This window comes from Actinosynnema sp. NPDC023794 (genome assembly GCF_040639675.1).
GTDB classification, from domain to species: Bacteria; Actinomycetota; Actinomycetes; order Mycobacteriales; family Pseudonocardiaceae; genus Actinosynnema; species Actinosynnema luteola.
In genome coordinates, this window is record NZ_JBFAFR010000061.1 from 1 (window position 1) to 20,607 (window position 20,607).

Below are 20,607 nucleotides of genomic sequence, written 5' to 3' on the forward strand. Positions count from 1 at the left end.
TACGAGGCTGGGCCAGCGGCCCGGACAACACCTCGAACAGGCGGCGCATCGGCGCGCCGCCGAGTCTGCGACGCAGGTCGCGTAAGGCTTTCGCGGACGGCTCGGCCACCGCGAGACCGACAAGTCCTCCGGTCGGTTTCTGCCAGACCAGCCGGTAGCCGACCTCGGGGAACAGGCACATCGCGAGCAGGAAGTAGATCCCGACCCGCGAGGGCAGGTCACGCAGCCGCCGCTGGACCGTCCCGGTCTCCGCGAGGATCGCGTCGACAAGTTCGAACGGGACCACCCGCGTCAGTTCCCCCAGGCGCCCGGGAGCGAACCGGCCCGCGGCCACGGCGACCGTGCGGGTGATGGCCGTCAGCGCAGGCGGCAGGACACAATGAGAGGGCAACGGAGCTCCTTGGGACAAGCTGTCCTGGTCGACTGCCTGTACCAACGAGCTCCGTTGTCCTGCGTCGCGACTCCTGCAGCTCGGTCGCGCGACCAGCGAAAACGCTAACTACCCGGCATTGTGGCTTCCCGGCACAGGTTGGACACCGTCAGCTCGCCGTCGGTGGCGGTCGGTCGGCCTGCGAGCAGCCTGGTCAGCGCCTGTTCCAGGCGGGCTTGGGTGGCGGGACGGGTCATGCCTGCGCCTCCTCGCTGTCGAGTTTGCCGATGAGCTGGTCGAGTTCGGTGATGTAGCCGGCGAGCGCAACCATCTGGAGCTTCGGGACCGGACCGGCCTTCGCGCACGACGCCTGAAGATCCAGGGCCTGATCGCGGGCGGCGGCCAGCCGGGGCCGGTGCACCGTGGACCGGCGGGCGTTCGGGCAGCGCAGGCACATGTTGTGCTGCGGTACGGGCCGGCCGACGACCGTGGCGCGTTTGACGCAGACCGCGGTCGCCGCGTTGAAGAAGCAGTCGTTGAGCACGCCGGGATGCAGCGTCCTGGTGAGATGCCGCAGCATCGTGCGCAGCCGAAGCTCGTCGGACACGACACCGGGGAGATCGCCCAGCTCGCGTCGGATGCGCTGGAACTCGGCGTCGATCCGCTCAGCCGCTCCGCCGCCGCTGTGGGCGCCGTCGTTCCAGTCCCGGTAGAGGTCCTCCACGTAGTCGAGCATGGCGACCGTCTCCTCGGCGGCGACCTCGGCGGCGAACCCGGAGGCGGAGGTCCGAAATGGTGACGTCGGATATCAGAACGCTCGGAATGAGTGTCATCTTGCGCCGCTGCCGCGTGGGCTGGGCTGTCCATGAGCGGCAGGAAATCGGTGGCCGGGCAACGACGCGGCGCGTCAGGATCGCTGCATGGCGATGATGGTGAGCGATCTCGTGCTGCGGCGGTTCCGGTGGGTCGACGGTCATGCCGACATGTGGCCTGTGTTCCGTGATGGCGTCGCCTTCGGCGAGGTGGTCAAGGCTTTGGTCACGCCGTTCCGGGAAGCGGGAGTGACTGCGGTGTGCGGGATCGAGTCCAGGGGATTCTTGCTCGGTGGGGCGGCTGCGTTGGAGCTGGGTGTCGGGTTCGTCGCGGTCCGGAAGGGTTCTGGGATGTTGCCCGGCGAGAAGCTCGTCCGCGAGACGGAACCGGACTATCGAGGAGTCCGCCACCTTCTGCGGATGCAGCAGTCATCGCTGGGGCCTGGCGATCGGGTGCTGCTGGTGGATGACTGGATCGAGACGGGCAGCCAGGCGTTGGCCGTGCGGCAGCTGGTAGTGCAGGCAGGTGCGGAGTTGGTTGGCTGCGCCGTCATCGTCGACCAACTGCGGGCGGCTGCGAGGCCACTGGTCGGACCGGTTCATGCGCTGATGGCAAAGAACGAGTTGCCTGACGAGTGACCGCAGGAGATCCGGTTCGCTCATCGTGTTCGGCGACTGACGTCAGCGGCGTAAGCGGCCCAGTCGCCGGAGCTGGCTCGCTGCCATTGAACTGCAACCGCGATGTGGATGCCGAGCATGCGGGCCAGCATCGCGGCGGGCAGTTCGGTGGCGAGGGCGAACAGGGCGGTAGAGCGGTCTTGCCGGGGGTTCAAGCCGATCCGCTGGAGACGGTTGCCCAGTGCGTCGTCGCCGAGGGGATGGCCAGGGCGTTTGCCGAGAAACAGCCAGGGTTTGCCGTCGGGCGCGGTGATGATGTTGCCGCCTTTGCGGGTGGCGACCAACTCTTGGACCAATGCTGCCAGCGGATCAGGGAGGGTAACCGGGACGCGGCCGAAGGTGATGGCGACGGTGTCGCCATCGTCGTGGACGTCGTCGACGGTGAGCTGAGTGATCGTGGCGATGCGCTGGGCGTAGAGCAGAAGCAGCAGCCCGGCGACCCGATCCGAGATCTTGAGGGTTGTACCTGCCGAGAACTCCATCCACGCAGATAGAGGGCGTGCAAGGCCAAAGACCTCGAAGCGCTCACAGCACGGCTGTCATCCGCCGTGGTGTCGGCCAGCACGGCATGATGACCGGCTGTGCTGCTCCGACTGGCCTACCTCGGTGTGACCAACGCGTTCGCGCTGCTGCGCCTGCTGCCCATGACCGATCGGGACAAGGACGTGGAGATCCTGGCGCTACGCCACCAGCTCACGATCCTGGAACGCCAACTGGGTTCGGAATCCTCCGTGCAACCACAGCGGTGAGGAGGTCTTCCGGCGTCAGGTTCATTTGCTTCACCACCTGCAGAGCCACCAGCACGGCCTCGGGATCCGGACGGTCACCGCCGCCGGCGCCCCCGGTCGCCTCTACGTCAGCCACCAGCCACCTCCGCACCGCGGTCCACTCCGACAACATCCGGTGTCCCCGACGACAGCGTCCGGGACACCGGCGGCCCTTCCTCGACCGAGCGGACATCGGTCACCATCCGCTCGGGGTCCGGCAGCAAGCGGTCCAGCGCCTCCTGACCGTGGATCACCAGCGCTGACAGCGACGGCACCGCCACCAGCAGTACCTGCTCCCGCTTGGCGAATCCGCACCAGTGCAGGATCGGCGCCGGCACGGCGAGCATGGTCCGTTCGGTCAACGCGGACTCGCCGCGCGGATCACGGCAGACCACCAGGGTGCCGCTGCCGTGCACCTCGATCGACACCGGCATCCGGCTGTGCCACTCCAGAACACCGAACAAGGGTCGATCGCCGATCCGGCCCTTCTCGTCGAACGTGCGGACGGCGTGGCGGCGCGGATGCGGCACGCGGAGGACCGGCAGAGCGCCGGGACCCGGCGCCTCGGTCCGTCGCAGGTCCAGTTCCCGCCGCCGCAGGAACCGACCGTCGCCGGCGAGGCCGCCATTGTCGGAATCCGGCCCTGGGGGGTGAAGGTCCGGTGGGGGAGCCCCGGGTTCGGGGTGGCCGCCGAGCACGAGACTAGGGACAATCCGGTTACCCACGGTGACACCCCTGGGGGGTGATGTCCCACGGGGGAGACACCGGCGGCGCCGGTCGAGACGCGTTTCGGGTGGGCTGCTGTGCCGTCGGAAGCGGTGGGATGAATCCCACGTCTGCGTGTCGGATGTCTCGGTCTACACCGACAACAGCCAGTCCTACCCGGCGCCGCCCGCCGAGGTGCTGCTCACGCAGGCGTACCGCTACCGGGACTTCTTCGAGCTGTACAAGGAGTACTCGCAGCACATCAGCTCGGTGACGTTGTGGGGCCTGGCGGACGACAGCACGTGGCTGGACAGCTTCCCGGTGACCCGCAAGGACCACCCGTTGCTGTTCGACACGCGGTTGCAGGCCAAGGACGCGTACTGGGGCGTGGTGGACCCGAGCAAGATCGGCGGACCCACCAGCACGACCACAGTGCCGCCGGCAACGTGCGCGGTCGCCTACAGGATCGGCGGCCAGTGGCAGGGCGGTTTCCAGGGCGAGGTCCGGATCACCAACCGGGGCGCCACCGCGATCAGCGCGTGGACGCTGGCGTGGTCGTTCCCCGACGGTCAGCGGATCACGCAGCTGTGGGGCGGCGCCCACACCCAGACCGGCGCGGCGGTGAGCGTGCGCCACGCGGCGTGGAACAGCATGATCGCGCCGGGCGGCTCGGTGTCGTTCGGGTTCCTCGGCAGCTGGACGGGCTCCAACGGCAAGCCGACCGCGTTCACCCTGAACGGGGCGCCCTGCCAGAGCTGAGGCGTCAGTCCTCCACGACCCGGTAGTAGCGGATCGCGGTGTAGGCGCTCGCCGTCTGCGCCGTCCACTTCCGCTCCACGGGTGGCGCGCCGTCGGGGCCGGTCTGCTCGCGCACGACCGGCTCCGACTTCGCGTCGTCGGCCCAGCGCACGAACAGCGCGGCGTGGTAGGAGGTGGTGAGCGCGTCACCGGGGCGCAGGTCGGCGTGCGGGATCCCGGTGGCCACGTCCCGGAGCGTGCCCGTGGTGCGGGAGTGCGTCAGGCCCCACGCCATCGAGACGTAGCCCGAGCAGTCGGTGCGGTAGCTGCCGTGCTCGTTCTCGTGACAGGCCTGCTGGCTGTAGGGCACCCGCGCGTCGAGCCAGGACTGCGACCGGGTCAGCGCCTCGCCGCGCGTGGTGACGCGGTCCTCCCCGGTCGTGCCGCAGGCGATCAACGCGCCGGGCTCGTCGGCCGCGTGCGCGATCGGCGCCTGGAACGCCGCCGTGCACGCGAGGGCGGCGATCAGGGTGCGGGTGCTCATCGAACCCCCTCGGGTCGCGGTTGCGCCGCCCTCCCGTCGGGCGGCGGAGTGGCACCACGAGGTTTCCCCGCGTCCGGCGGCCTAGCGCCGGACCACCCGGCCGAGTGGTCCGCCACGCGCGCGGTTTCACCCGGAGCGGCGAGGGTAGTCGAGCCGGGATCACAGCGGACGCGTGGAGGGAACCGGCATGCGCATCGTCTTCGTCGTGGCCGCGCTCAGCGTGGCGGTGGGGTGCGGCGGCGACCCGCGACCGGAGGACGCCAAGTCGTCGGAGGAGGAGGTGGGCAGCCGGGAGATCGGTGTCCTCGCCCCGGCCGGGGCCGCGGACGTGGCGTTCACCTACGACCCCGAGGCCGCGCCGCCGGGCGCGCAGCTGGAGCTGGAGGTGGTCCCGGGCGACGGCGCGACGACCGTGCGGCTGACCGCCGACCTGCTCCAGCCCGACCGCGGGTACGCCGTCCACGCGCACACCGACCCGTGCGGCAAGAACGGCACCGACGCCGGTCCGCACTACCAGCACGAGGTCGACCCCGCCGCGACACCCGAGCGGCCGTCGGTCGATCCCGCCTACGCCAACCCGCACAACGAGATCTGGCTGGAGCTGGCCACCGACAGCCAGGGCAACGGCATGGCCGAGACCACCGTGCCGTTCGTGTTCGACGACCGCGCGCCGTCCTCGATCGTGCTGCACGAGCAGCCGACCACCGCGACCGAGCACGGCCGGGCGGGCAGCGCGGGCGCCCGGCTCGCCTGCTTCACCGTCTCGTTCCGCTGACGGCTCAGTCCACGGCGGTGGTCTTCGGCGTGCGGTACACGATGTCGACGTACTCCCGGTGCCGCTCGATGTAGGCCTTGATGAACGGGCACAGCGGCAGCACGGGCAGCTCCCACGCCCGCGCCTGGTCGAGCGCGCCGCGGGCCAGGGCGCTGCCGACGCCCTTGCCCTCGAACGCGGGGTCGACCTCCGTGTGGGTGAACACGATCAGGTCGGGCGTGCGGATGTAGACCGCCTTGCCCGCCGGCTTGCCGTCGACCACGGCCGCGAAGTGCTTCTCCGCGGGAACGTCGTGCACCTCGATGACCATGGCGCGATCCTCGCACGGCCCACCGCTCAGGTCTCCTTGAGGAGCACAGCCCAGTCGCCGCTGGTGCGCTCGGCGATGACCGTGATGTTCACGGTGGCTCCCGGTTCCACCTCGACCTCCCAGTACCCCTGATCGGAGTCCATCAGGTGGGAGATCCGGTAGGTCCACGTGGCGTGTTCGACCACCTCGACGTCGTTGATCAGCACCCGGATGCGGCCCGGGGTGTTGACGGCCACCACGACGTAGACCGGTCGGCTCGGGAGGCTCACGGCGGTCTGCCACGTGCCGTTCGACCGGCCGGGGACGGCTCGCAGCTCGAAGACCCTGTCTTGGCCGGGGTTGGTCGCGTCCAGCGCGGGGTCGATGGGAGCCAAGGTCTCCGGGCGAGGCGGGAACGGGTAGTCCTCCGGCGCCACCGGCACGCCGACGGCCGCGGCGAACGTCGCGTCGGGCGGCATCGGGCCGGCGTGCGCCCACTGCTCCTCCTCGTCCCAGAGCTGTTCTCCCACCGACATGGTGACCGTCATGGGCGCGCCGACCTCGATGCGGTGCTTCGTCCAGTCGAGGTTGAGCTTCATCGGGAGTCCGCAGGACAGGCCGTCGCCGACCGGCACGCCGTTGACGATGAGGGTGGAGTACATCTGCTTGCTGTCGTCGTGGGGGTCGCAGGTGATGAACAGCTCCGGTTCGGGCGTGGTGGGCACGAACCGGAGCGCGATGGTCGACGCGGGCGCCCGGCCGGACGTCTGCGCGACGATCCGCGTGCCTTCGTGGTACTCGGAGAACACCACCGGTTCCGGCTCGGCGGGTTGCGACTCGCGCTGGACCGGCGCCGTCAACGCGAAGGCCACGCCCAGCACGGCCACGATCGACGCCGCCACCGCCGTGGCCCGTCGCCGCCGGGAGGCCTTGACCCTGGCCCGGACGCCGGACATGCGCGGGCCGTGCGCGGCGTCGGGCGGCAGCTCGGCGTGGTGGCGCAGCACCTCGGTGAGGTCGGTCAGGTTCATCGCCGCACCCCTTCCCGGGTGATGGTGTCGTCCAGCCGCAACCGGGCCAGCGCCTTGCTGGTCTGGCTCTTCACCGTGCCGACGGAGACGCCGAGGGCGTGTGCCGCCTGTGCTTCGGTCAGGTCCTCGTAGAACCGCAGCACGACCACGGCGCGTTGCCGGCGGGGGAGGCGTCCCAGTGCCTGCCACAGCCACTCTCGCTCGTCGACGGCGGCTTCCGGGGACGCGCCGACGGGCTCGGGCAGCACGTCGGTCGGGCGTTCGTCCCGCCACTTGCGGCGCCACCAGGTGGCATAGGTGTTGACGATGATCCGGCGCACGTACGGCTCCGGGTCGCCCTGCACCCGCCGCCAGGCCCGCCACGCCCGCGCCAGCGACGTCTGCAGCAGGTCTTCGGCGTGCCCTCTGTCCCTGGTCAACAGGAACGCCGTGCGCAACAGGCGTGGTGACGCCCCCGCCACGAACTCCTCGAACCCCTCGGGTACTCCCACCACGGCCCCTCGCCTCGTCCGACGCACGTACTACCAGTCGGCGCGAACGGATGGTTGCCATCCGCCGGTGGAGAAATCGGTGCGCCCGCCCGACGCCGATCGGGCAGGCTGTCGCGATGGGGTATCAGGTGCGCGACTACGCCGTCGATGACGAACCGTCCTGGCTGCGGTGTCGGGTGTTGTCGTTCCTGGGCACCGCGCCGCACGAGAACGTGCTCGTGGCGAAGCCGGAGGTCTCCGGGGCGGAACTCGTGGCGGTGGACGGCGACGTGGTAGTCGGCATCCTCGACCTGGCGGTCGACGGCGAGCTGGCCACCATCGAGGCGGTCGCCGTGCACCCGGACCACCAGCACAGGGGCATCGGTGGCGCGCTGTTGTCGCGTGCCCGCGCCCGGGCGTTGGCGCTCGGCGCGACCACGCTGGACGCCTGGACCCGTGACGACGCGCCGACGCTGCGCTGGTACCGCGCCATGGGCTTCGGCGAGAGCGACCACCACCCGCACGTCTTCGCCGACCACCGCACGTCGGCCGACGAGCCGGCGCGTGCCGTGGTGGCGCGCCCCGGCCTGCGCGCGGTGAAGGCGCTCCTGCACGCGGACCTGGGCGAGGAGGCGCGGTCGCGGCGCGAGTTCGCGCGGGTGCACGCGTGCCGGCGGTTCGCGATCGCGTTACGTGGTGAGCTCGCTGGGCGTGGCGATGACGTCGACCATCGCGCCGTTGCGCAGGACCGTCACCGGCAGCGGTAGGCCGATGGCTTCGGCGAACAGCTGCCGCTGGATGCCCTGGGCGTCGCTGACCGGCGTGCGCGCCACGCTGAGCACCAGGTCGCCGTCGCGCAGTCCCGCCCGTTCGGCCGGACCGCCCGGCACGACCTGCACCAGCCGGACGCCCGCGCGTTGCCCGGTGCGTTCGGCGACGGCGTCCGGCAGCGGCGCGGGCGCGCCGATCACGCCGAGGTAGGCCCGCCGCACCCGGCCCTCGACCATCAGGGTCGACAGGATGCGCCGGGTGGTGCTGTTCACCGGGATGGCCAGGCCGAGGCCGATGCCCGCCAACGCCGTGTTGATGCCGACCACCTCGCCGGCGGAGTTCGCCAGCGCGCCGCCGGAGTTGCCCGGGTTCAGCGCCGCGTCGGTCTGGATCACGTCCTCGATCACGCGTCCCGCCCGGCCGTTGCTCACCGGCACCGCGCGGCCCAGCGCGCTGACCACCCCGGCGGTCACCGAACCGGCCAGGCCCAACGGGTTGCCGACGGCGATGACGAGTTGACCGACCTGGAGGTGGTCGGCGTCGCCGAACTTCGCCGCGCCGGGCGCGTCCGCCGACGCCTTGAGCACGGCGAGATCCGCGAGGGGGTCGGCGCCGACGACCGTGAACGGCGACTCGGCGCCGTCGGCGAACACCGCTGTGCCGTCCCGACCGCTGCCGACGACGTGCGCGTTGGTCAGCAGGTAGCCGTCGTCGGTGAGCACCACCGCCGACCCGGTGCCGCGCGGCATGCGCACGCTGGCCACGTGCGGCGTGACCGACTTCGCGACCGCGATCACGGCCTGCGAGTAGGCGTCCAGCGGATCCATCGGCGCCTCCGTCGATTACACGATTACGTCCCAATCGTGCTCTCGGACGGGCCGTGCTGTCCGGGGCGTTCGCCGACAGCGGATCCACCCCGGACAGCAGCGGGTCAGCGCCGCAGCAGCATGGCCAGGTCGACCGCGTTCGCCATGGCTTCCGTGCCCGCGTCGTTCGGGTGCAGGTGGTCGCCGCTGTCGTAGGCCGGGTTCAGCGTGGCCGGGTCGCCGGGCACGCCGGTCGCGGCGGCGAAGTCCACCACGCCGTCGAACTCGCCGGAGGTGCGGATCCAGTCGTTGAGCGTCCGCCAGGTCGCCTCGCGCTCCTCGGTCCAGATGAAGGACCCCTTGAACGGCAGGATCGTGCCGCCGTAGACCTTCACGCCCTTGGCCCGCGCCTGCGCGATCACGTTCCGGTGCCCGGCGATCAGGTCCTCGGCCGACGCGCTGTAGCCGATGTCGTTGACCGCCTCCAGCAGGATCATCGCCTTGACGCCGGTCTGCGACAGCACGTCGCGCCGCACCCTCGTCACACCCGCGACGCCCCAGAACGGCTCGTCGCGGTCGGCGATGAGGCGGTTGCCGCCCAGACCCGCGTTCACCACGGACAGCGTGCGGCCCGGCACCGCGTTCAGCCGCCTGGCCAGGAAGTCCGGCCAGCGGCGGTTGGCGTTGCCGGTGGTGTTGGCGGTGTCGGTGATCGAATCGCCGAACGCCACCACCGTGCCCGCGACCCGCCGCGCGGGCGCGACGTCGACGCCGTTGACGACCATCCAGCAGGGCGTGTCCTGGAACCCGCCCGACGCGACGCCGGTCCGGTCGCCGGGGGCCAGGTAGTTGCCCTGCGCGGTGAACGGGTGGTTGGTCAGCGGGCCGGTGGCGTCCGGCACGTAGGCGCTCACCAGCAGCGTGGACAGCGCCTTGACGTCCAGTCGGACCGGGTCGCTGAAGACCTCCCGGCCGACCGGCACCGTCACGTCCCGCCTGCCCTTGAACGTCACCGCGCGCAACGTGCCGGGCACCACCGCGTCGCCCGACTGCTGCACGGCGACCGTCGTGCGGCCGACCCGCAACGGCGTCGCGCCGAACGCGTTGGTCAACCGGACCCGCACCGACTCACCGCCGGCGCTGAGGAACACCACGTTGCGCACGGTCTGGTCCCGCAGCCCCTCGCCTGCCGGGCAGTCGCTCCACGGGATCTCGCTGCCCACCACGGGACTCGCCGCCCAGCCGGCCACCCAGGGCCTGCCGTGCGCGGTCGCGGTCGACGGCATCACCGCCGTCGCCACGAGCGCGGCTATCACGGCCAGTGTCCCCACGTGTCTTGCCATGAAGGTCTCCCAACGCCGGTCGTCTTTGATGGCGTCGCCGACCGTGGCAGCGGGTCGATTAACCGGTCAAGAACGTCACGACGAGCGGCGCGATAGTTGCGCTGAGTGGCCCGTGCTTACGCGTTAAGCAGGGATGAGGGTGGGTGGTCACACGATGCGCCGCGCCGGCCGCGCCGGGACTGGCGGCATGGACCCGGTGCGGATCTACGACGTCATGGCGTGCGACGTCCACTGGGACTTCGACGGTTCCGGCCTGCCGCGCGAGCAGCACAAGTTCACGCCGTCGCGCACCGCCGAACCCTCCGGCGCCGTCGACCGGCTCACCCTGGACGAGCTGGGCGGCCCGGACGCGTTCTCCGTGTTCCGGCTCGCCGAGGGCGGCACGCTGCGCGAGTTCGACACACAACGCCTGGTGTGGTGGGACAACATCCACCTTGACGCGGTCCGGTCGGTCGGGCGGACCACCGGCCTCGACCGCGGCGGGGTCACCCTGCCGGTCCCGCTCGGACCGGGCGGGTCCTGCGGCTACTTCGTCGAGATCACCGACGGCAACGTGCGGCGCGACGCCACCATCTGCGTCTTCCGGCCGCACCAGTTCTTCACGGTGCCCGCCTGACCGCGACCCCCGGGGTTGCGCGGTCAGGCGGGTGCGCGGTGTCAGGCGTAGTCGGGCAGGGTGCGGGCCACGTCGTGCGGCGACGGCATGGCGGCCACCTCGGCGGCGATCGCCCGCGCCGCGCCGAGGACCGCCTCGTCGGCGAGCAGGCGCCGCACCTCGGTCGTGACCGCCTCGGCGGTCACGTCGGCGCCGAGCAGCTGGTGGCCCAGCCCGGCCTCGGTGACCATCGCGGCGTTGCCGAACTGGTCGGCGCCCTGCGGCAGGATCAGCTGCGGCACGCCCGCGCCGAACGTGCCCATCGTCGTGCCGCTGCCGCCGTGGTGCACCACGAGGTCCACGTGCGGCAGCAGGTCCGCCTGCGGCACCCACGGGAGCACGACGACGTTGTCGGGCGGCTCGCCGAGCGCGCCCGCGTCGATCGTGGGTCCGGCGGCGACGAGGACCTTGACGTCGACGGCGGCCAGGCCGTCGATGGCGGTGCGCAGCACGCCCGTCTCGCCGAACGCCGTGCCCAACGTGAGGTACACCAGCGGTTCGCGGTGTTCGAGCACCCACGCCGGCAGCTCGCCCGGCTCGGCGAACGGCACCGGCCGCAGCGGGATCCGGTTGCGCGCCGTGGCCAGGAAGGTCGGGTCCTGCACCGACGGCGGGCAGATGTCGATGTACGGGTTGCCGAGCCCCATGATGTCGTCCTCGGGGATCTCGACACCGAGCTCCGCGGCGACCTCGAGGAGGTGCCCGCGCGCGGTGGTCGCGAACTCGTCCGCCTGCCACATCCGGCCGAACGAGTGGCACAGCCCTGGCACGCCGGCCACCTTCGCGGCCAGGCCCGCGCCGGGGTTGCCCAGCTCGTGCACCACCAGGTCGGGCTTGAGGTCCGCGATGACGGGCGCGAGCTCGGCGGCGAAGTTGCGCGGCAGCACCGAGGTGAACGCAGCCGCGATCCGCTCGGGCTCGGCGTCCTGCGGCCTGCCCACGAGGCCGCCCCCGTTCGCGATCTCGAACGCCGTGAGCAGGTCCATGCCGCCCACGACGTGCTCGATGCCGTGCGGGGTCAGGGCGTTCGCGAACGCGGCGCCGGTGAAGTAGGAGACGTCGTGGCCCAGCTCGCGGGCGGCGATCGCCAGCGGCAGCAGCGGGTAGGTGTGTCCGTGTAAACCTAGGCTGGAGAAGAGGATTCGCACTGGTTCGAGCGTAGCGAGAAGTTTTCCACGGTGGGTGAATTTCGTCCGATTGGGGCTCTTCGCGCCGTGAGGCGAAGATCACCTCACGGCGACCGCCACGCCGCGGTCGCGGACGGGGTCACGCGTAGTCGGGCAGCACCTCCACCACGTCGGCCGGCGACGGCATGGCGGCCACCTCGTCGGCCATCGCCCGCGCCGCGTCGAGCACGGCGTCGTCGGTGAGCAGGCGGCGCGCCTTGTCGGCGATCACCTCGACCGCGACCTCCGCGCCGAGCGCCTGGTCGCCCAGTCCGGCCTCGGTCACCATCGCGGCGTTGCCGAACTGGTCGGCGCCCTGCGGCAGGATCAGTTGCGGCACGCCCGCGCCCAACGTGCCCATCGTGGTGCCGGCGCCGCCGTGGTGGACCACGAGGTCCGCGTGCGGCAGCAGGTCGGCCTGCGGCAGCCACTCCCGCACGACGACGTTGTCCGGCAGGTCGCCCAGTTCGCCCACCTCCACGATCGCGCCGGTGGACACGAGCACCTTCGCGTTCAGCGAGGCGAGGCCCTCGATCGCGGTGCGCAGCACGTGCACCGTGGTGAACGCCGTGCCCAACGTGAGGTACACCAGCGGTTCTTGGTGTTCGAGCACCCACGCCGGCAGCTCGCCGGGCTCGGCGAACGGCACCGGCCGCAGCGGGATGCGGTCCGTCGCGGTGGCCAGGAAGGTCGGGTCCTGCAACGAAGGGGGGCAGATGTCGAGGTAGGGGTTGCCGAACCGCATGACGTCGCCGTCGGGGAGGTCCGCGCCGTACTCCGCGGCGACCTCGGCCAGGTGCAGGCGGATGTCCTCCATCGGGCCGCTGGGCTGCCAGTACCTGCCGAACGAGTGGCACACCGCGGGCACGCCGGTGACCCTCGCCGCGAGCGCCACGCCGACGTTGGCCACCTCGTGCACGACCAGGTCGGGCTTGTGGTCGACGATGATCGGCACCAGGTCCGCGGCGTGCCTGCGCGCCAGGATCGAGCCGAACACCTTCGAGACGCGCCTGGGGTCGAAGTCCTTCGCCTTGCGCGCCGCGGGACTCGCGTTGCCGAGCTCGAACCCGTCGAGCATGTCCATCCCGCCCGTGACGTGCTGGATGCCGCGCGAGGTGAGGGCTTTCGCAAACGTGTCCGTGGTCGCGAACACGACGTCGTGGCCCTGGTCGCGGGCGGCGATGGCGAGCGGCACCAGCGGGAAGACGTGCCCGTGTGAGCCGAGGCTAGAGAAGAGGATCTTCACTCGTGAGAGTTTGTCGCCTTGCGGCCGGCGCGGTCCGATTACCCGCTGGTCACTGCGGACCGGACGAGGATGACTTCGGGTCGGGTGACGGCGTCAGCCCCGCCCGCACCGCCACGGTCGCGTCGATGCTCGCGGTCAGGAACCGGGCGATGACCTCCTTGTCGGCCTCGTCGAACTGCTGCCACGCGCGGGTGAACGCGCGGTCGAGCGGCTCGAAGAAGTCGCGGCCCAGGTCCAGCGCCTTGGCCGGGACGCGCAACTCGACCTTGCGCCGGTCGTGCGGGTTGCGCGCGCGCTCGACGTGCCCGGACGCCTCCAGCCGGTCGAGCACGGACGTGGTCGCGGACGCGCTCAGGTGCAGGGCCTCGGCCAGCCTGGTCGGCGACATCGGCTCGCCGCCCCACCGCGCGTCCATGATCACCGCGAGCGCGTTGAGGTCGGTGCGGTGCATCCGCTGCTTCTCGCCGAAGATCTCCGCGAACCGGTCGGTTTCGACCGTGAGCTGGCGGAGCAACCTGACCAGGGCCGAGTGGTCGGCCATGCGCCCTCCCGTTATTGTTTCGACGGTCGAACTATTAGACCATCGAAGTACATGGTCTCGGAGGTCATTGTCCCGTGCACACGACCCGGTCTCGCGCGCGCTGGTTGCTGCCCGCCCTCGTGGCGGTCGCGTGGTTGGCGCTCGGCGGGTTCGCCGGCCCGTTCGCGGGCAAGCTGAGCGAGGTCGCGGTCAACGACAGCACCGCGTTCCTGCCCGCGTCCGCCGAGGCGACGGAGGTCGCCGAGCGGCTCAAGGCGTTCGGCGACGCGCGCGGCCTGCCCGCGGTCGTGGTGGCCGAACGCGCCTCCGGCCTCACCCCGGCCGACCGCGACTACCTGGCCGGCCGGGGCTTCCCCGGCGAGGCGTCGCCGGTGATCGGGTCGCCGCGCGACGACCAGGCCGCGCAGGTGGTCGTCGCCGTCGACCCGGCCGACCCGGCCGGCGCGGTGGAGGCCATCCGGGCGGAGCTGACGGACCCGCCCGACGGGCTCACCGTGCTGGTGACCGGGCCCGCCGCGCAGGTCGCCGACCTGAAGGAGGCGTTCAGCGGCATCGACGGCTTGCTGCTCCTGGTCGCGGGCGCGGTGGTGGCGCTGATCCTCGTGCTGGTCTACCGCAGCCCGTTGCTGCCGTTGGTGGTGTTGCTGTCCGGGGTGTTCGCCCTGGGCGTGGCCAGCCTCGCCGTGTACCTGCTCGCGGACGGCGAGGTGATCGACCTCAACGGCCAGAGCCAGGGCATCCTGTTCATCCTGGTGTTCGGCGCGGCGACGGACTACGCGTTGCTGCTGGTGTCCCGGTTCCGCGAGGAGCTGCGCGACACCGAGGACCGCTACCGGGCGATGCGGGTGGCGTGGCGGGCCACCATCGAGCCGATCGCCGCGTCGGCGGGCACGGTCGTGCTCGGTGTGCTGTGCCTGCTGTTCAGCGACCTCAACTCGAACAAGGGCCTCGGCCCGGTGGCGGCGATCGGGATCGGCGCGGCGCTGCTCGCCTCGGTGACGTTCCTGCCCGCCGTGCTGGTGCTGCTGGGGCGGTCCGCGTTCTGGCCGTTGCGCCCGAAGCTCGGCTCGCCGCACCCTGAGGCGAGCGGGTTGTGGGCGCGGGTGGCCCGCGTGATCTCCGCCCGACCGCGCGCGACGTGGGTCGTGACGACGGTGGTGCTGCTGGTGGGCGTGGCGTTCGTGCCGCAGCTCAAGGCGTCGGGCACGGCGCAGTCGGACGTGTTCCTCACCGAGGTCGACTCGGTGGCCGGGCAGGAGGTGCTGTCGCGCCACTTCCCGGGCGGCAGCGGCGCGCCGACCGTGGTGCTGGCCCGCGCGGGGCGGGCGGAGGCGGTGGCGGGTGCGGCGGACGTGGCCGGCGTGTCCTCGGTGCGCCCCGCGGGCGAGGCGGCGGGGCTGGTGCGGCTCGACGTCGTGCTGGAGGACCCGGCGGACTCCGAGGCGGCGCTGGCGACCGTGCAACGGCTGCGTGACGCCGTGCGCGCGGTGCCGGACGCCGACGCCGAGGTCGGTGGGCCCACCGCCACCCAGCTGGACACGCAGCTCACGTCCGAGCGCGACCGGCTGGTGATCATCCCGATCGTGCTGCTGGTGATCTTCCTGGTGCTGGCGCTGCTGCTGCGGTCGCTGCTCGCGCCGTTGCTGCTGATCGCCACGGTGGTGCTGTCGTTCGCGGCGACCATGGGCGTGGCGGCGCTGGTGTTCAACGGGATCTTCGACTTCCCGGGCGCCGACCCGGTGGTGCCGCTGTTCGGGTTCGTGTTCCTGGTGGCGTTGGGGATCGACTACAACATCTTCCTGATGACGCGGGTGCGCGAGGAGTCCGCCGAGCTGGGCACGCGGGCGGGCGTGCTGCGCGGGCTGACCATCACCGGCGGGGTGATCACGTCGGCCGGGGTCGTGCTCGCGGCGACGTTCTCGGCGTTGGCGGTGCTGCCCATCCTGTTCCTCGCGCAGATCGCGTTCATCGTGGCGTTCGGCGTGCTGCTGGACACGCTCGTGGTGCGGTCGTTGCTGGTGCCGGCCCTGGGCGTGGACGTGGGCAGGCGCATCTGGTGGCCGTCGCGGCTCGCCCGGGGGAGTGACTGACACCGGGTGATGTCACAGTCCGCGCCGGCCCGGTCGTCCTGTGTGTGACAGGGTTTCCGGCAGGTCACGAGGACGGGCTGACGATGAGGATCGCGGTTGTCGGCGGTACGGGCGCGGTGGGGCGTCGGGTGGTCGAAGAGGTGGGGCGGGTCGGGCACGAGCCGGTGGTGCTGAGCCGTGCCGGCGGGGTCGACCTGCTCACCGGCGCCGGGCTCGACGCGGCGCTGGCGGGGGCCGACGCGGTGATCGACGTGTCGAACCCGGCGAACTGGCAGCGCCTGGAGGAGGTCGAGCGGTTCTTCACCGAGGGCACCGGCCACCTGCTGGAGTCGGCGGCGCGGGCGGGCGTGCGGCACCTGGTGGTGCTGTCGATCGTGGGCTCGGACGTGGTCGACCTCGACTACTACCTCGGCAAGCGGCGTCAGGAGGCGCTGGTGACGGCGGGGCCGGTGCCGTGGACGGTGCTGCGGGCCACGCAGTTCTTCGAGTTCGCCGGGCAGGTGCTGGCGGGCGCGACGGGACCGGTGGCGCAGGTGCCGCCGATGCTGTCGCAGCCGGTGTCGACGTCCGACGTGGCGGCGCGGCTGGTGGAGCTGGCGGTGGGGGAGCCGCAGGGGCTGACGGCGCCGATCGCGGGGCCGGAGCGGATCCGGGTGGTCGACATGGCCCGGCAGGTGGTGGCGCGGCGGGGTGGCGCGCTGCGGGTCGAGGAGGCGGTGGAGGGTCCGGCCGGGCTGTCCACCGGAGCCCTGTGCCCGCAGGGCGAGTTCACCGAGGGCCGGGAGACGTTCGCCGAGTACCTGGACACGGTGCGCCCGTGACCGACCCCAGCACCGGCCCCGCCACGGGACCCACTGCCGCCCGCACCGCCGCCCGGGCCGCCGGATCTCCCGCGGCTGGCGTCGCCGAACCCGCTGCCGCCCGGGTCGCCCAGCTCGCCGCCGAGTACACCCGCCTCCGGCCGCGGCTGGTCGGCGTCGCGTACTCCCTGGTCGGCACGGTAGCCGAGGCGCAGGACGTGGTGTCGGACTGCTGGCTGCGGCTGGCCGCCGCGGACCAGCACGAGACCGTCCGCGACGTCGAGGCGTGGGCGGTGGTGGCGGTGGCGCGACGCGCGGTGGACGTGCTGCGTTCCGCGCGGGTGCAGCGCGAGGAGTACGTCGGACCCTGGCTGCCCGAACCGCTGGTGGACCCCGTCGCCGACGACCCGGCGGAACGGGTGACGCTCGACGACACGGTCAGCTTCGCGCTCATGGTCGTGCTCGAAACCCTCACCCCCGCCGAACGCACCACGTGGGTGCTGCACGAGGTGTTCGGCATGCCGTTCCCCGAGATCGCCACCGTCGTCGGCCGCAGTCCGGCCGCCGTGCGGCAACTGGCCGTGCGGGCCAGGGCGCACGTCGCGGCCGGCGCGCCGAGGGTCGACGTCGGCACGGTCGAGCACCGCCGCGCCGTCGACGCGTTCCTGCGCGCCGTCGGCCACGGGGACCTGCGCGGCCTGCTGGCCGTGCTCGACCCGGACGTGGTGCTGACCAGCGACGGCGGCGGCCTGCGCGGCGTGGCCCGTCGACCGGTGCTCGGCGCGGACCGGGTGGCGTGGTTCCTGGTCACCGTGCGCCGCAAGATGCCCGTCGGCCAACGCATCGCGCCGGTCGCGGTGAACGGCGGCGCCGGGTTCGCCGCGGTGACCGGCACGGCCACCAGGTTCGTGTGCTCCTTCACCGTCCACGACGGGAAGGTCCGGCGGGTGGACATCGTGGCCACGCCCGACAAGCTGCCGCGTGAGCGGGCCGGGTAGGCGACCCGCCGGTCAGCCGCACGACGGCACACGGCGGTTCGTGACCCGGCTCGACCGCACCGCCTAGGGCGTCGGCCGGAGCACGAGGGTGACGAAGCCGAGCACGCCGCGGTAGCCGTTGAGCCAGCTGTCCCGGTGCGCGGCGGAGGTGGCCAGCACCTGCTCCCGGTCCGGGTGGTCGGGGTGGTCCAGCGCCCACGCGGCCAGGGAGCCGGTCCAGCTCCACTCGTACTCGTCCCACTCCGCGAGCGTGCTCACGTGGCCGTGCACCGGCGTCCAGCCGTCGGCGACCACGCGGGCGACCGTGGTCGGCAGGTCGGCGTACTCCTGCGGGCCGTCCTCCAGCTCCGCCCGCAGCTCCGGGCTCGGCTCGCGCTCCCAGAAGCAGTCGCCGAGCACGACCACGCCGTCCTCGGCGAGGTGGCCCCGCGCGGCGGCGAGCGCGGGCAGCAGCTCGCCGAAGGCGTAGGCCGCGCCGACGCTGAGCACCACGTCCGCCGCGCGGGCCGACCGGTACGTGGTCACGTCCTGCCGGAGGAGCTCCAGCCGGTCGGCCACGCCGAGCCGGGCGGCGTCGGCGAGGGTCTCGTCGAAACCCGCGCCGGAGATGTCCACGCCGACCGCGGTGATGCCGTCGTGCTCCTGCGCCGCGCGCAGCAGCCACGCGCCCTCGCCGCAGCCGAGGTCGAGCAGGTGGGCGTCCGGTCGACGGATCGCCCGGTCCAGGAGGTCGCTGACGGTCGGGTCGCCGAGGGGCGCCGCGATCGGGTGTTCCGCGTGCGCCAGGGAGCTGAGTGTCTGTCGATCCACCTTCAGTGACTAGCACGACGCGCAGGGAAACCGCGCGCGCGTTTCCCGGTCGTACCGGGACGAATTCGTGGTCGTCGGGCCATGGCGCGGGAGCGGATCGTGAAGTAGAAATAGCCAACTCCACACCGCCAACGCCTGACCTCGCCGAACCTGAGAGAGCGCTCTCACGTTCGCGTGGCCGGCGTCACTACCCTCAGAGGCATGTCAATGACGATCATGCGCCACGCCAGACGCGAGAGCGCTCCCGCGAGACTGCGCCGGGTGTTCGTGCTCGGTCTCGCCCTGGCCGCCGCCACCACGGCCGCGGCGCCGGCCGTGAGCGCCGACCCGCCTCGGCGCACGCAGGACCTCGGCGTGAACGTGAAGGTGTTCGACCCGTCCATGCCGGTCGCCGAGATCCAGGCCGCCCTCGACGCCACGCACGCCGCCCAGGTCGACAACGAGATGGGCGCCCAGCGGTACGCGTACCTGTTCAAGCCGGGCCACTACGGCAGGGCCGAGCGGCCGTTGCAGATCAAGGTCGGCTACTACACCGAGATCGCGGGCCTCGGCGCCTCGCCGACCGACGTCGTGATCAACGGCAAGGTCGAGGTCTACAACCGCTGCCTGACCGAGGGTGGCACGGCCAACTGCCTGGCGCTGGTCAACTTCTGGCGCACGCTCGGCAACCTGACGATCAACATCGACGGCAAGGGCCAGGACGGCTGCCGCGCCGGCGCCAACTTCTGGGCCGTGTCCCAGGCGGTGTCGCTGCGCCGGCTCAACGTCACCAGCGGCACGTTCACGCTGATGGACTACTGCACCGCCGGCCCGCAGTACGCCAGCGGCGGCTTCATCGCCGACTCCCGGCTGCCGTCCGTCGTCAACGGCTCGCAGCAGCAGTGGCTGACCCGCAACAGCGAGCTCGGCAGCTGGTCCAACGGCGTGTGGAACCAGGTGTTCTCCGGTGTCGCGGGCGCTCCCGACGACGCGGCGTTCCCCAACCCGCCCTACACCACGCTCGACACCACGTCGCTGAGCCGTGAGAAGCCGTACCTGTTCGTCGACGACAAGGGCCGCTACCAGGTCCGCGTCCCGGCCGCCAAGCGCGACACGAGCGGGGTGTCGTGGGCGAACGGCCTGACGCCCGGCCGCACGATCCCGGTGTCGGAGTTCTTCGTCGCCAAGCCCGGCGACTCGGTGCGCGACATCAACAACCAGCTGGCGCGCGGCAAGCACCTGCTGCTCACGCCGGGCGTCTACGACATCGCCCGCAGCATCGAGGTCAAGCGGGCCGACACCGTGGTCCTCGGTCTCGGGCACGCCACCCTGACCGCCGTGAACGGCTCGACCCCGCTGGACGTCGCGGACGTGCCGGGTGTCGTCATCGCCGGTGTCACGATCGACGCCGGCACGGAGCTGTCCCCGGTGCTGCTGCGCGTGGGCAAGAAGCACGGCCACCGGCCGGCCGACCCGGCCAACCCGACCACGCTGTCGGACGTGTACTTCCGCGTCGGCGGGCCGCACGTCGGCAAGGTGGACACCGCGCTGGAGGTCAACAGCGACCACGTGCTCATCGACCACACGTGGGTGTGGCGCGCCGACCACGGCGTGGAGGGCTTCACCGACACGCAGCGCTGGAACACCAACACCGGCCTCACCGGTGTGGTCGTCAACGGTGACGACGTGACCGCGACCGGTCTGTTCGTGGAGCACTTCCAGCGCCACAACACGGTGTGGAACGGCGAGCGCGGCACGGTCGTGCTGTACCAGAACGAGCTGCCCTACGACCCGCCGACGCAGGCCGACTGGATGAAGGGCGACGTCGAGGGCTGGGCCGGCTACAAGGTCGGCGACCACGTGCGCAAGCACACCCTGCACGGCGGTGGCGTCTACGTGTTCAACCAGAACAACCCGACGATCCACACCGAGAACGGCTTCGAGGTCCCGGAGACGCCGGGCGTGAAGCTGCGCCACATCATGACGGTCAACCTGAGCGCGGGCGTGATCGACCACGTCGTGAACGGCGTGGGCGGCCCGGCCGACCTGACGAACGTCGGCGCGCCGGTCTACATCGCGGAGTACCCGGCTCCGTGAGCCAGGACGCGGTGCCCGACCCCCGCGCGGGGGTCGGGGCCCGCGCAAGCGGCAGCCGCAGACCACGCCCCCGGCGGCCGAGCCCACGAGCGTCGAGTACAACACCACCAACCCCCCCTGGTACCG

At 72.0% G+C, this 20,607-nt stretch carries 25 protein-coding genes; 10 read left to right on the forward strand and 15 right to left on the reverse strand.

Annotation, left to right across the window (positions count from 1 at the left end; genetic code table 11):
- The 3 genes from AB0H12_RS43970 to AB0H12_RS43980 all read right to left on the reverse strand — a co-directional run.
- The coding region (locus tag AB0H12_RS43970; protein ID WP_499632440.1) for a transposase domain-containing protein at nt 1-373 on the reverse strand (373 nt) is incomplete at its 3' end.
- 122 nt (nt 374-495) lie between these two features.
- Nucleotides 496-627, reverse strand: a complete 132-nt coding sequence (locus AB0H12_RS43975; protein ID WP_499632373.1) for a hypothetical protein — start codon at nt 625-627, stop codon at nt 496-498.
- The gene (locus AB0H12_RS43980; protein WP_499632376.1) at nt 624-1,106 is read right to left on the reverse strand and encodes a hypothetical protein; all 483 of its coding nucleotides are present in this window, start codon (nt 1,104-1,106) and stop codon (nt 624-626) included. The genes AB0H12_RS43975 and AB0H12_RS43980 overlap by 4 nt, the downstream gene beginning before the upstream one ends.
- A gap of 184 nt (nt 1,107-1,290) precedes the next feature.
- Between AB0H12_RS43980 and AB0H12_RS43985 the strand changes: the two genes are divergently transcribed.
- Nucleotides 1,291-1,821, forward strand: coding sequence for a phosphoribosyltransferase family protein (locus AB0H12_RS43985; protein WP_499632379.1), 531 nt, complete (start codon nt 1,291-1,293; stop codon nt 1,819-1,821).
- 20 nt (nt 1,822-1,841) lie between these two features.
- Here AB0H12_RS43985 and AB0H12_RS43990 read toward each other — a convergent pair whose 3' ends face one another.
- Complete coding sequence (locus AB0H12_RS43990; protein ID WP_499632382.1) at nt 1,842-2,342, reverse strand: hypothetical protein; 501 nt, start codon at nt 2,340-2,342, stop codon at nt 1,842-1,844.
- A 99-nt stretch (nt 2,343-2,441) separates the two neighbouring features.
- Between AB0H12_RS43990 and AB0H12_RS43995 the strand changes: the two genes are divergently transcribed.
- Nucleotides 2,442-2,609, forward strand: a complete 168-nt coding sequence (locus AB0H12_RS43995; RefSeq protein WP_499632384.1) for a hypothetical protein — start codon at nt 2,442-2,444, stop codon at nt 2,607-2,609.
- 107 nt (nt 2,610-2,716) lie between these two features.
- Here the strand turns inward: AB0H12_RS43995 and AB0H12_RS44000 are convergent, their stop codons facing one another.
- Complete coding sequence (locus AB0H12_RS44000; protein ID WP_499632386.1) at nt 2,717-3,157, reverse strand: hypothetical protein; 441 nt, start codon at nt 3,155-3,157, stop codon at nt 2,717-2,719.
- Nucleotides 3,158-3,467: 310 nt separating this feature from the next.
- On the opposite strand from AB0H12_RS44000, the gene AB0H12_RS44005 reads away from it, so the two are divergent.
- Nucleotides 3,468-4,091 carry a cellulose binding domain-containing protein gene (locus tag AB0H12_RS44005; protein ID WP_499632389.1) on the forward strand — a complete coding sequence of 208 codons (624 nt, stop codon included), beginning with the start codon at nt 3,468-3,470 and terminating at the stop codon, nt 4,089-4,091.
- Between the two features lie 4 nt (nt 4,092-4,095).
- On the opposite strand, the gene AB0H12_RS44010 is transcribed toward AB0H12_RS44005, so the two are convergent.
- Nucleotides 4,096-4,614 carry a hypothetical protein gene (locus AB0H12_RS44010; RefSeq protein WP_499632392.1) on the reverse strand — a complete coding sequence of 173 codons (519 nt, stop codon included), beginning with the start codon at nt 4,612-4,614 and terminating at the stop codon, nt 4,096-4,098.
- A 187-nt stretch (nt 4,615-4,801) separates the two neighbouring features.
- Here AB0H12_RS44010 and AB0H12_RS44015 point away from each other — a divergent pair, with 187 nt between their 5' ends.
- Nucleotides 4,802-5,389 (forward strand): superoxide dismutase, encoded by a 588-nt coding sequence (locus tag AB0H12_RS44015; protein ID WP_499632395.1) that lies wholly within the window; start codon nt 4,802-4,804, stop codon nt 5,387-5,389.
- A 4-nt stretch (nt 5,390-5,393) separates the two neighbouring features.
- Here the strand turns inward: AB0H12_RS44015 and AB0H12_RS44020 are convergent, their stop codons facing one another.
- From AB0H12_RS44020 to AB0H12_RS44030, 3 genes are read right to left on the reverse strand one after another with little or no spacing between them, the layout of a single operon-like run.
- Nucleotides 5,394-5,699 carry a GNAT family N-acetyltransferase gene (locus AB0H12_RS44020; protein ID WP_499632398.1) on the reverse strand — a complete coding sequence of 102 codons (306 nt, stop codon included), beginning with the start codon at nt 5,697-5,699 and terminating at the stop codon, nt 5,394-5,396.
- A gap of 26 nt (nt 5,700-5,725) precedes the next feature.
- The gene (locus AB0H12_RS44025) at nt 5,726-6,709 is read right to left on the reverse strand and encodes a hypothetical protein (protein WP_499632401.1); all 984 of its coding nucleotides are present in this window, start codon (nt 6,707-6,709) and stop codon (nt 5,726-5,728) included.
- Nucleotides 6,706-7,200 carry a SigE family RNA polymerase sigma factor gene (locus AB0H12_RS44030; protein WP_230568813.1) on the reverse strand — a complete coding sequence of 165 codons (495 nt, stop codon included), beginning with the start codon at nt 7,198-7,200 and terminating at the stop codon, nt 6,706-6,708. The genes AB0H12_RS44025 and AB0H12_RS44030 overlap by 4 nt, the downstream gene beginning before the upstream one ends.
- Nucleotides 7,201-7,316: 116 nt before the next feature.
- Here AB0H12_RS44030 and AB0H12_RS44035 point away from each other — a divergent pair, with 116 nt between their 5' ends.
- Entirely contained in the window at nt 7,317-7,946 is a 630-nt protein-coding gene (locus AB0H12_RS44035; RefSeq protein WP_499632405.1) for a GNAT family N-acetyltransferase, read from the forward strand.
- Here AB0H12_RS44035 and AB0H12_RS44040 read toward each other — a convergent pair.
- Nucleotides 7,869-8,777 carry a S1C family serine protease gene (locus AB0H12_RS44040; protein ID WP_499632408.1) on the reverse strand — a complete coding sequence of 303 codons (909 nt, stop codon included), beginning with the start codon at nt 8,775-8,777 and terminating at the stop codon, nt 7,869-7,871. The two genes, AB0H12_RS44035 and AB0H12_RS44040, sit on opposite strands and share 78 nt — an antisense overlap.
- Before the next feature lie 104 nt (nt 8,778-8,881).
- Entirely contained in the window at nt 8,882-10,099 is a 1,218-nt protein-coding gene (locus AB0H12_RS44045) for an SGNH/GDSL hydrolase family protein (protein ID WP_499632411.1), read from the reverse strand.
- A 133-nt stretch (nt 10,100-10,232) separates the two neighbouring features.
- On the opposite strand from AB0H12_RS44045, the gene AB0H12_RS44050 reads away from it, so the two are divergent.
- Complete coding sequence (locus AB0H12_RS44050; protein ID WP_499632414.1) at nt 10,233-10,715, forward strand: hypothetical protein; 483 nt, start codon at nt 10,233-10,235, stop codon at nt 10,713-10,715.
- A 41-nt stretch (nt 10,716-10,756) separates the two neighbouring features.
- On the opposite strand, the gene AB0H12_RS44055 is transcribed toward AB0H12_RS44050, so the two are convergent.
- From AB0H12_RS44055 to AB0H12_RS44065, 3 genes are all read right to left on the reverse strand, one after another.
- Nucleotides 10,757-11,902: a glycosyltransferase gene (locus AB0H12_RS44055; RefSeq protein WP_499632417.1), complete on the reverse strand. Its 1,146-nt coding sequence runs from the start codon at nt 11,900-11,902 to the stop codon at nt 10,757-10,759.
- 118 nt (nt 11,903-12,020) lie between these two features.
- Entirely contained in the window at nt 12,021-13,166 is a 1,146-nt protein-coding gene (locus AB0H12_RS44060) for a glycosyltransferase (protein WP_499632420.1), read from the reverse strand.
- A gap of 49 nt (nt 13,167-13,215) precedes the next feature.
- Nucleotides 13,216-13,707 carry a MarR family winged helix-turn-helix transcriptional regulator gene (locus AB0H12_RS44065; protein WP_499632423.1) on the reverse strand — a complete coding sequence of 164 codons (492 nt, stop codon included), beginning with the start codon at nt 13,705-13,707 and terminating at the stop codon, nt 13,216-13,218.
- A gap of 74 nt (nt 13,708-13,781) precedes the next feature.
- Here AB0H12_RS44065 and AB0H12_RS44070 point away from each other — a divergent pair, with 74 nt between their 5' ends.
- The 3 genes from AB0H12_RS44070 (at nt 13,782) to sigJ (ending at nt 17,595) form a co-directional block, all read left to right on the forward strand.
- Nucleotides 13,782-15,797: an MMPL family transporter gene (locus AB0H12_RS44070; RefSeq protein WP_499632426.1), complete on the forward strand. Its 2,016-nt coding sequence runs from the start codon at nt 13,782-13,784 to the stop codon at nt 15,795-15,797.
- 83 nt (nt 15,798-15,880) lie between these two features.
- A complete protein-coding gene (locus AB0H12_RS44075) occupies nt 15,881-16,618 on the forward strand; it encodes an SDR family oxidoreductase (protein ID WP_499632429.1) in 738 nt (245 codons plus the stop codon).
- A complete protein-coding gene (gene sigJ, locus AB0H12_RS44080; protein ID WP_499632432.1) occupies nt 16,615-17,595 on the forward strand; it encodes an RNA polymerase sigma factor SigJ in 981 nt (326 codons plus the stop codon). The genes AB0H12_RS44075 and sigJ overlap by 4 nt, the downstream gene beginning before the upstream one ends.
- Before the next feature lie 63 nt (nt 17,596-17,658).
- Here the strand turns inward: sigJ and AB0H12_RS44085 are convergent, their stop codons facing one another.
- The gene (locus AB0H12_RS44085) at nt 17,659-18,405 is read right to left on the reverse strand and encodes an SAM-dependent methyltransferase (protein WP_499632434.1); all 747 of its coding nucleotides are present in this window, start codon (nt 18,403-18,405) and stop codon (nt 17,659-17,661) included.
- Nucleotides 18,406-18,606: 201 nt separating this feature from the next.
- Between AB0H12_RS44085 and AB0H12_RS44090 the strand changes: the two genes are divergently transcribed.
- Nucleotides 18,607-20,481 carry a pectate lyase-like domain-containing protein gene (locus tag AB0H12_RS44090; RefSeq protein WP_499632437.1) on the forward strand — a complete coding sequence of 625 codons (1,875 nt, stop codon included), beginning with the start codon at nt 18,607-18,609 and terminating at the stop codon, nt 20,479-20,481.
- The last annotated feature ends 126 nt before the right edge of the window (nt 20,482-20,607 follow it).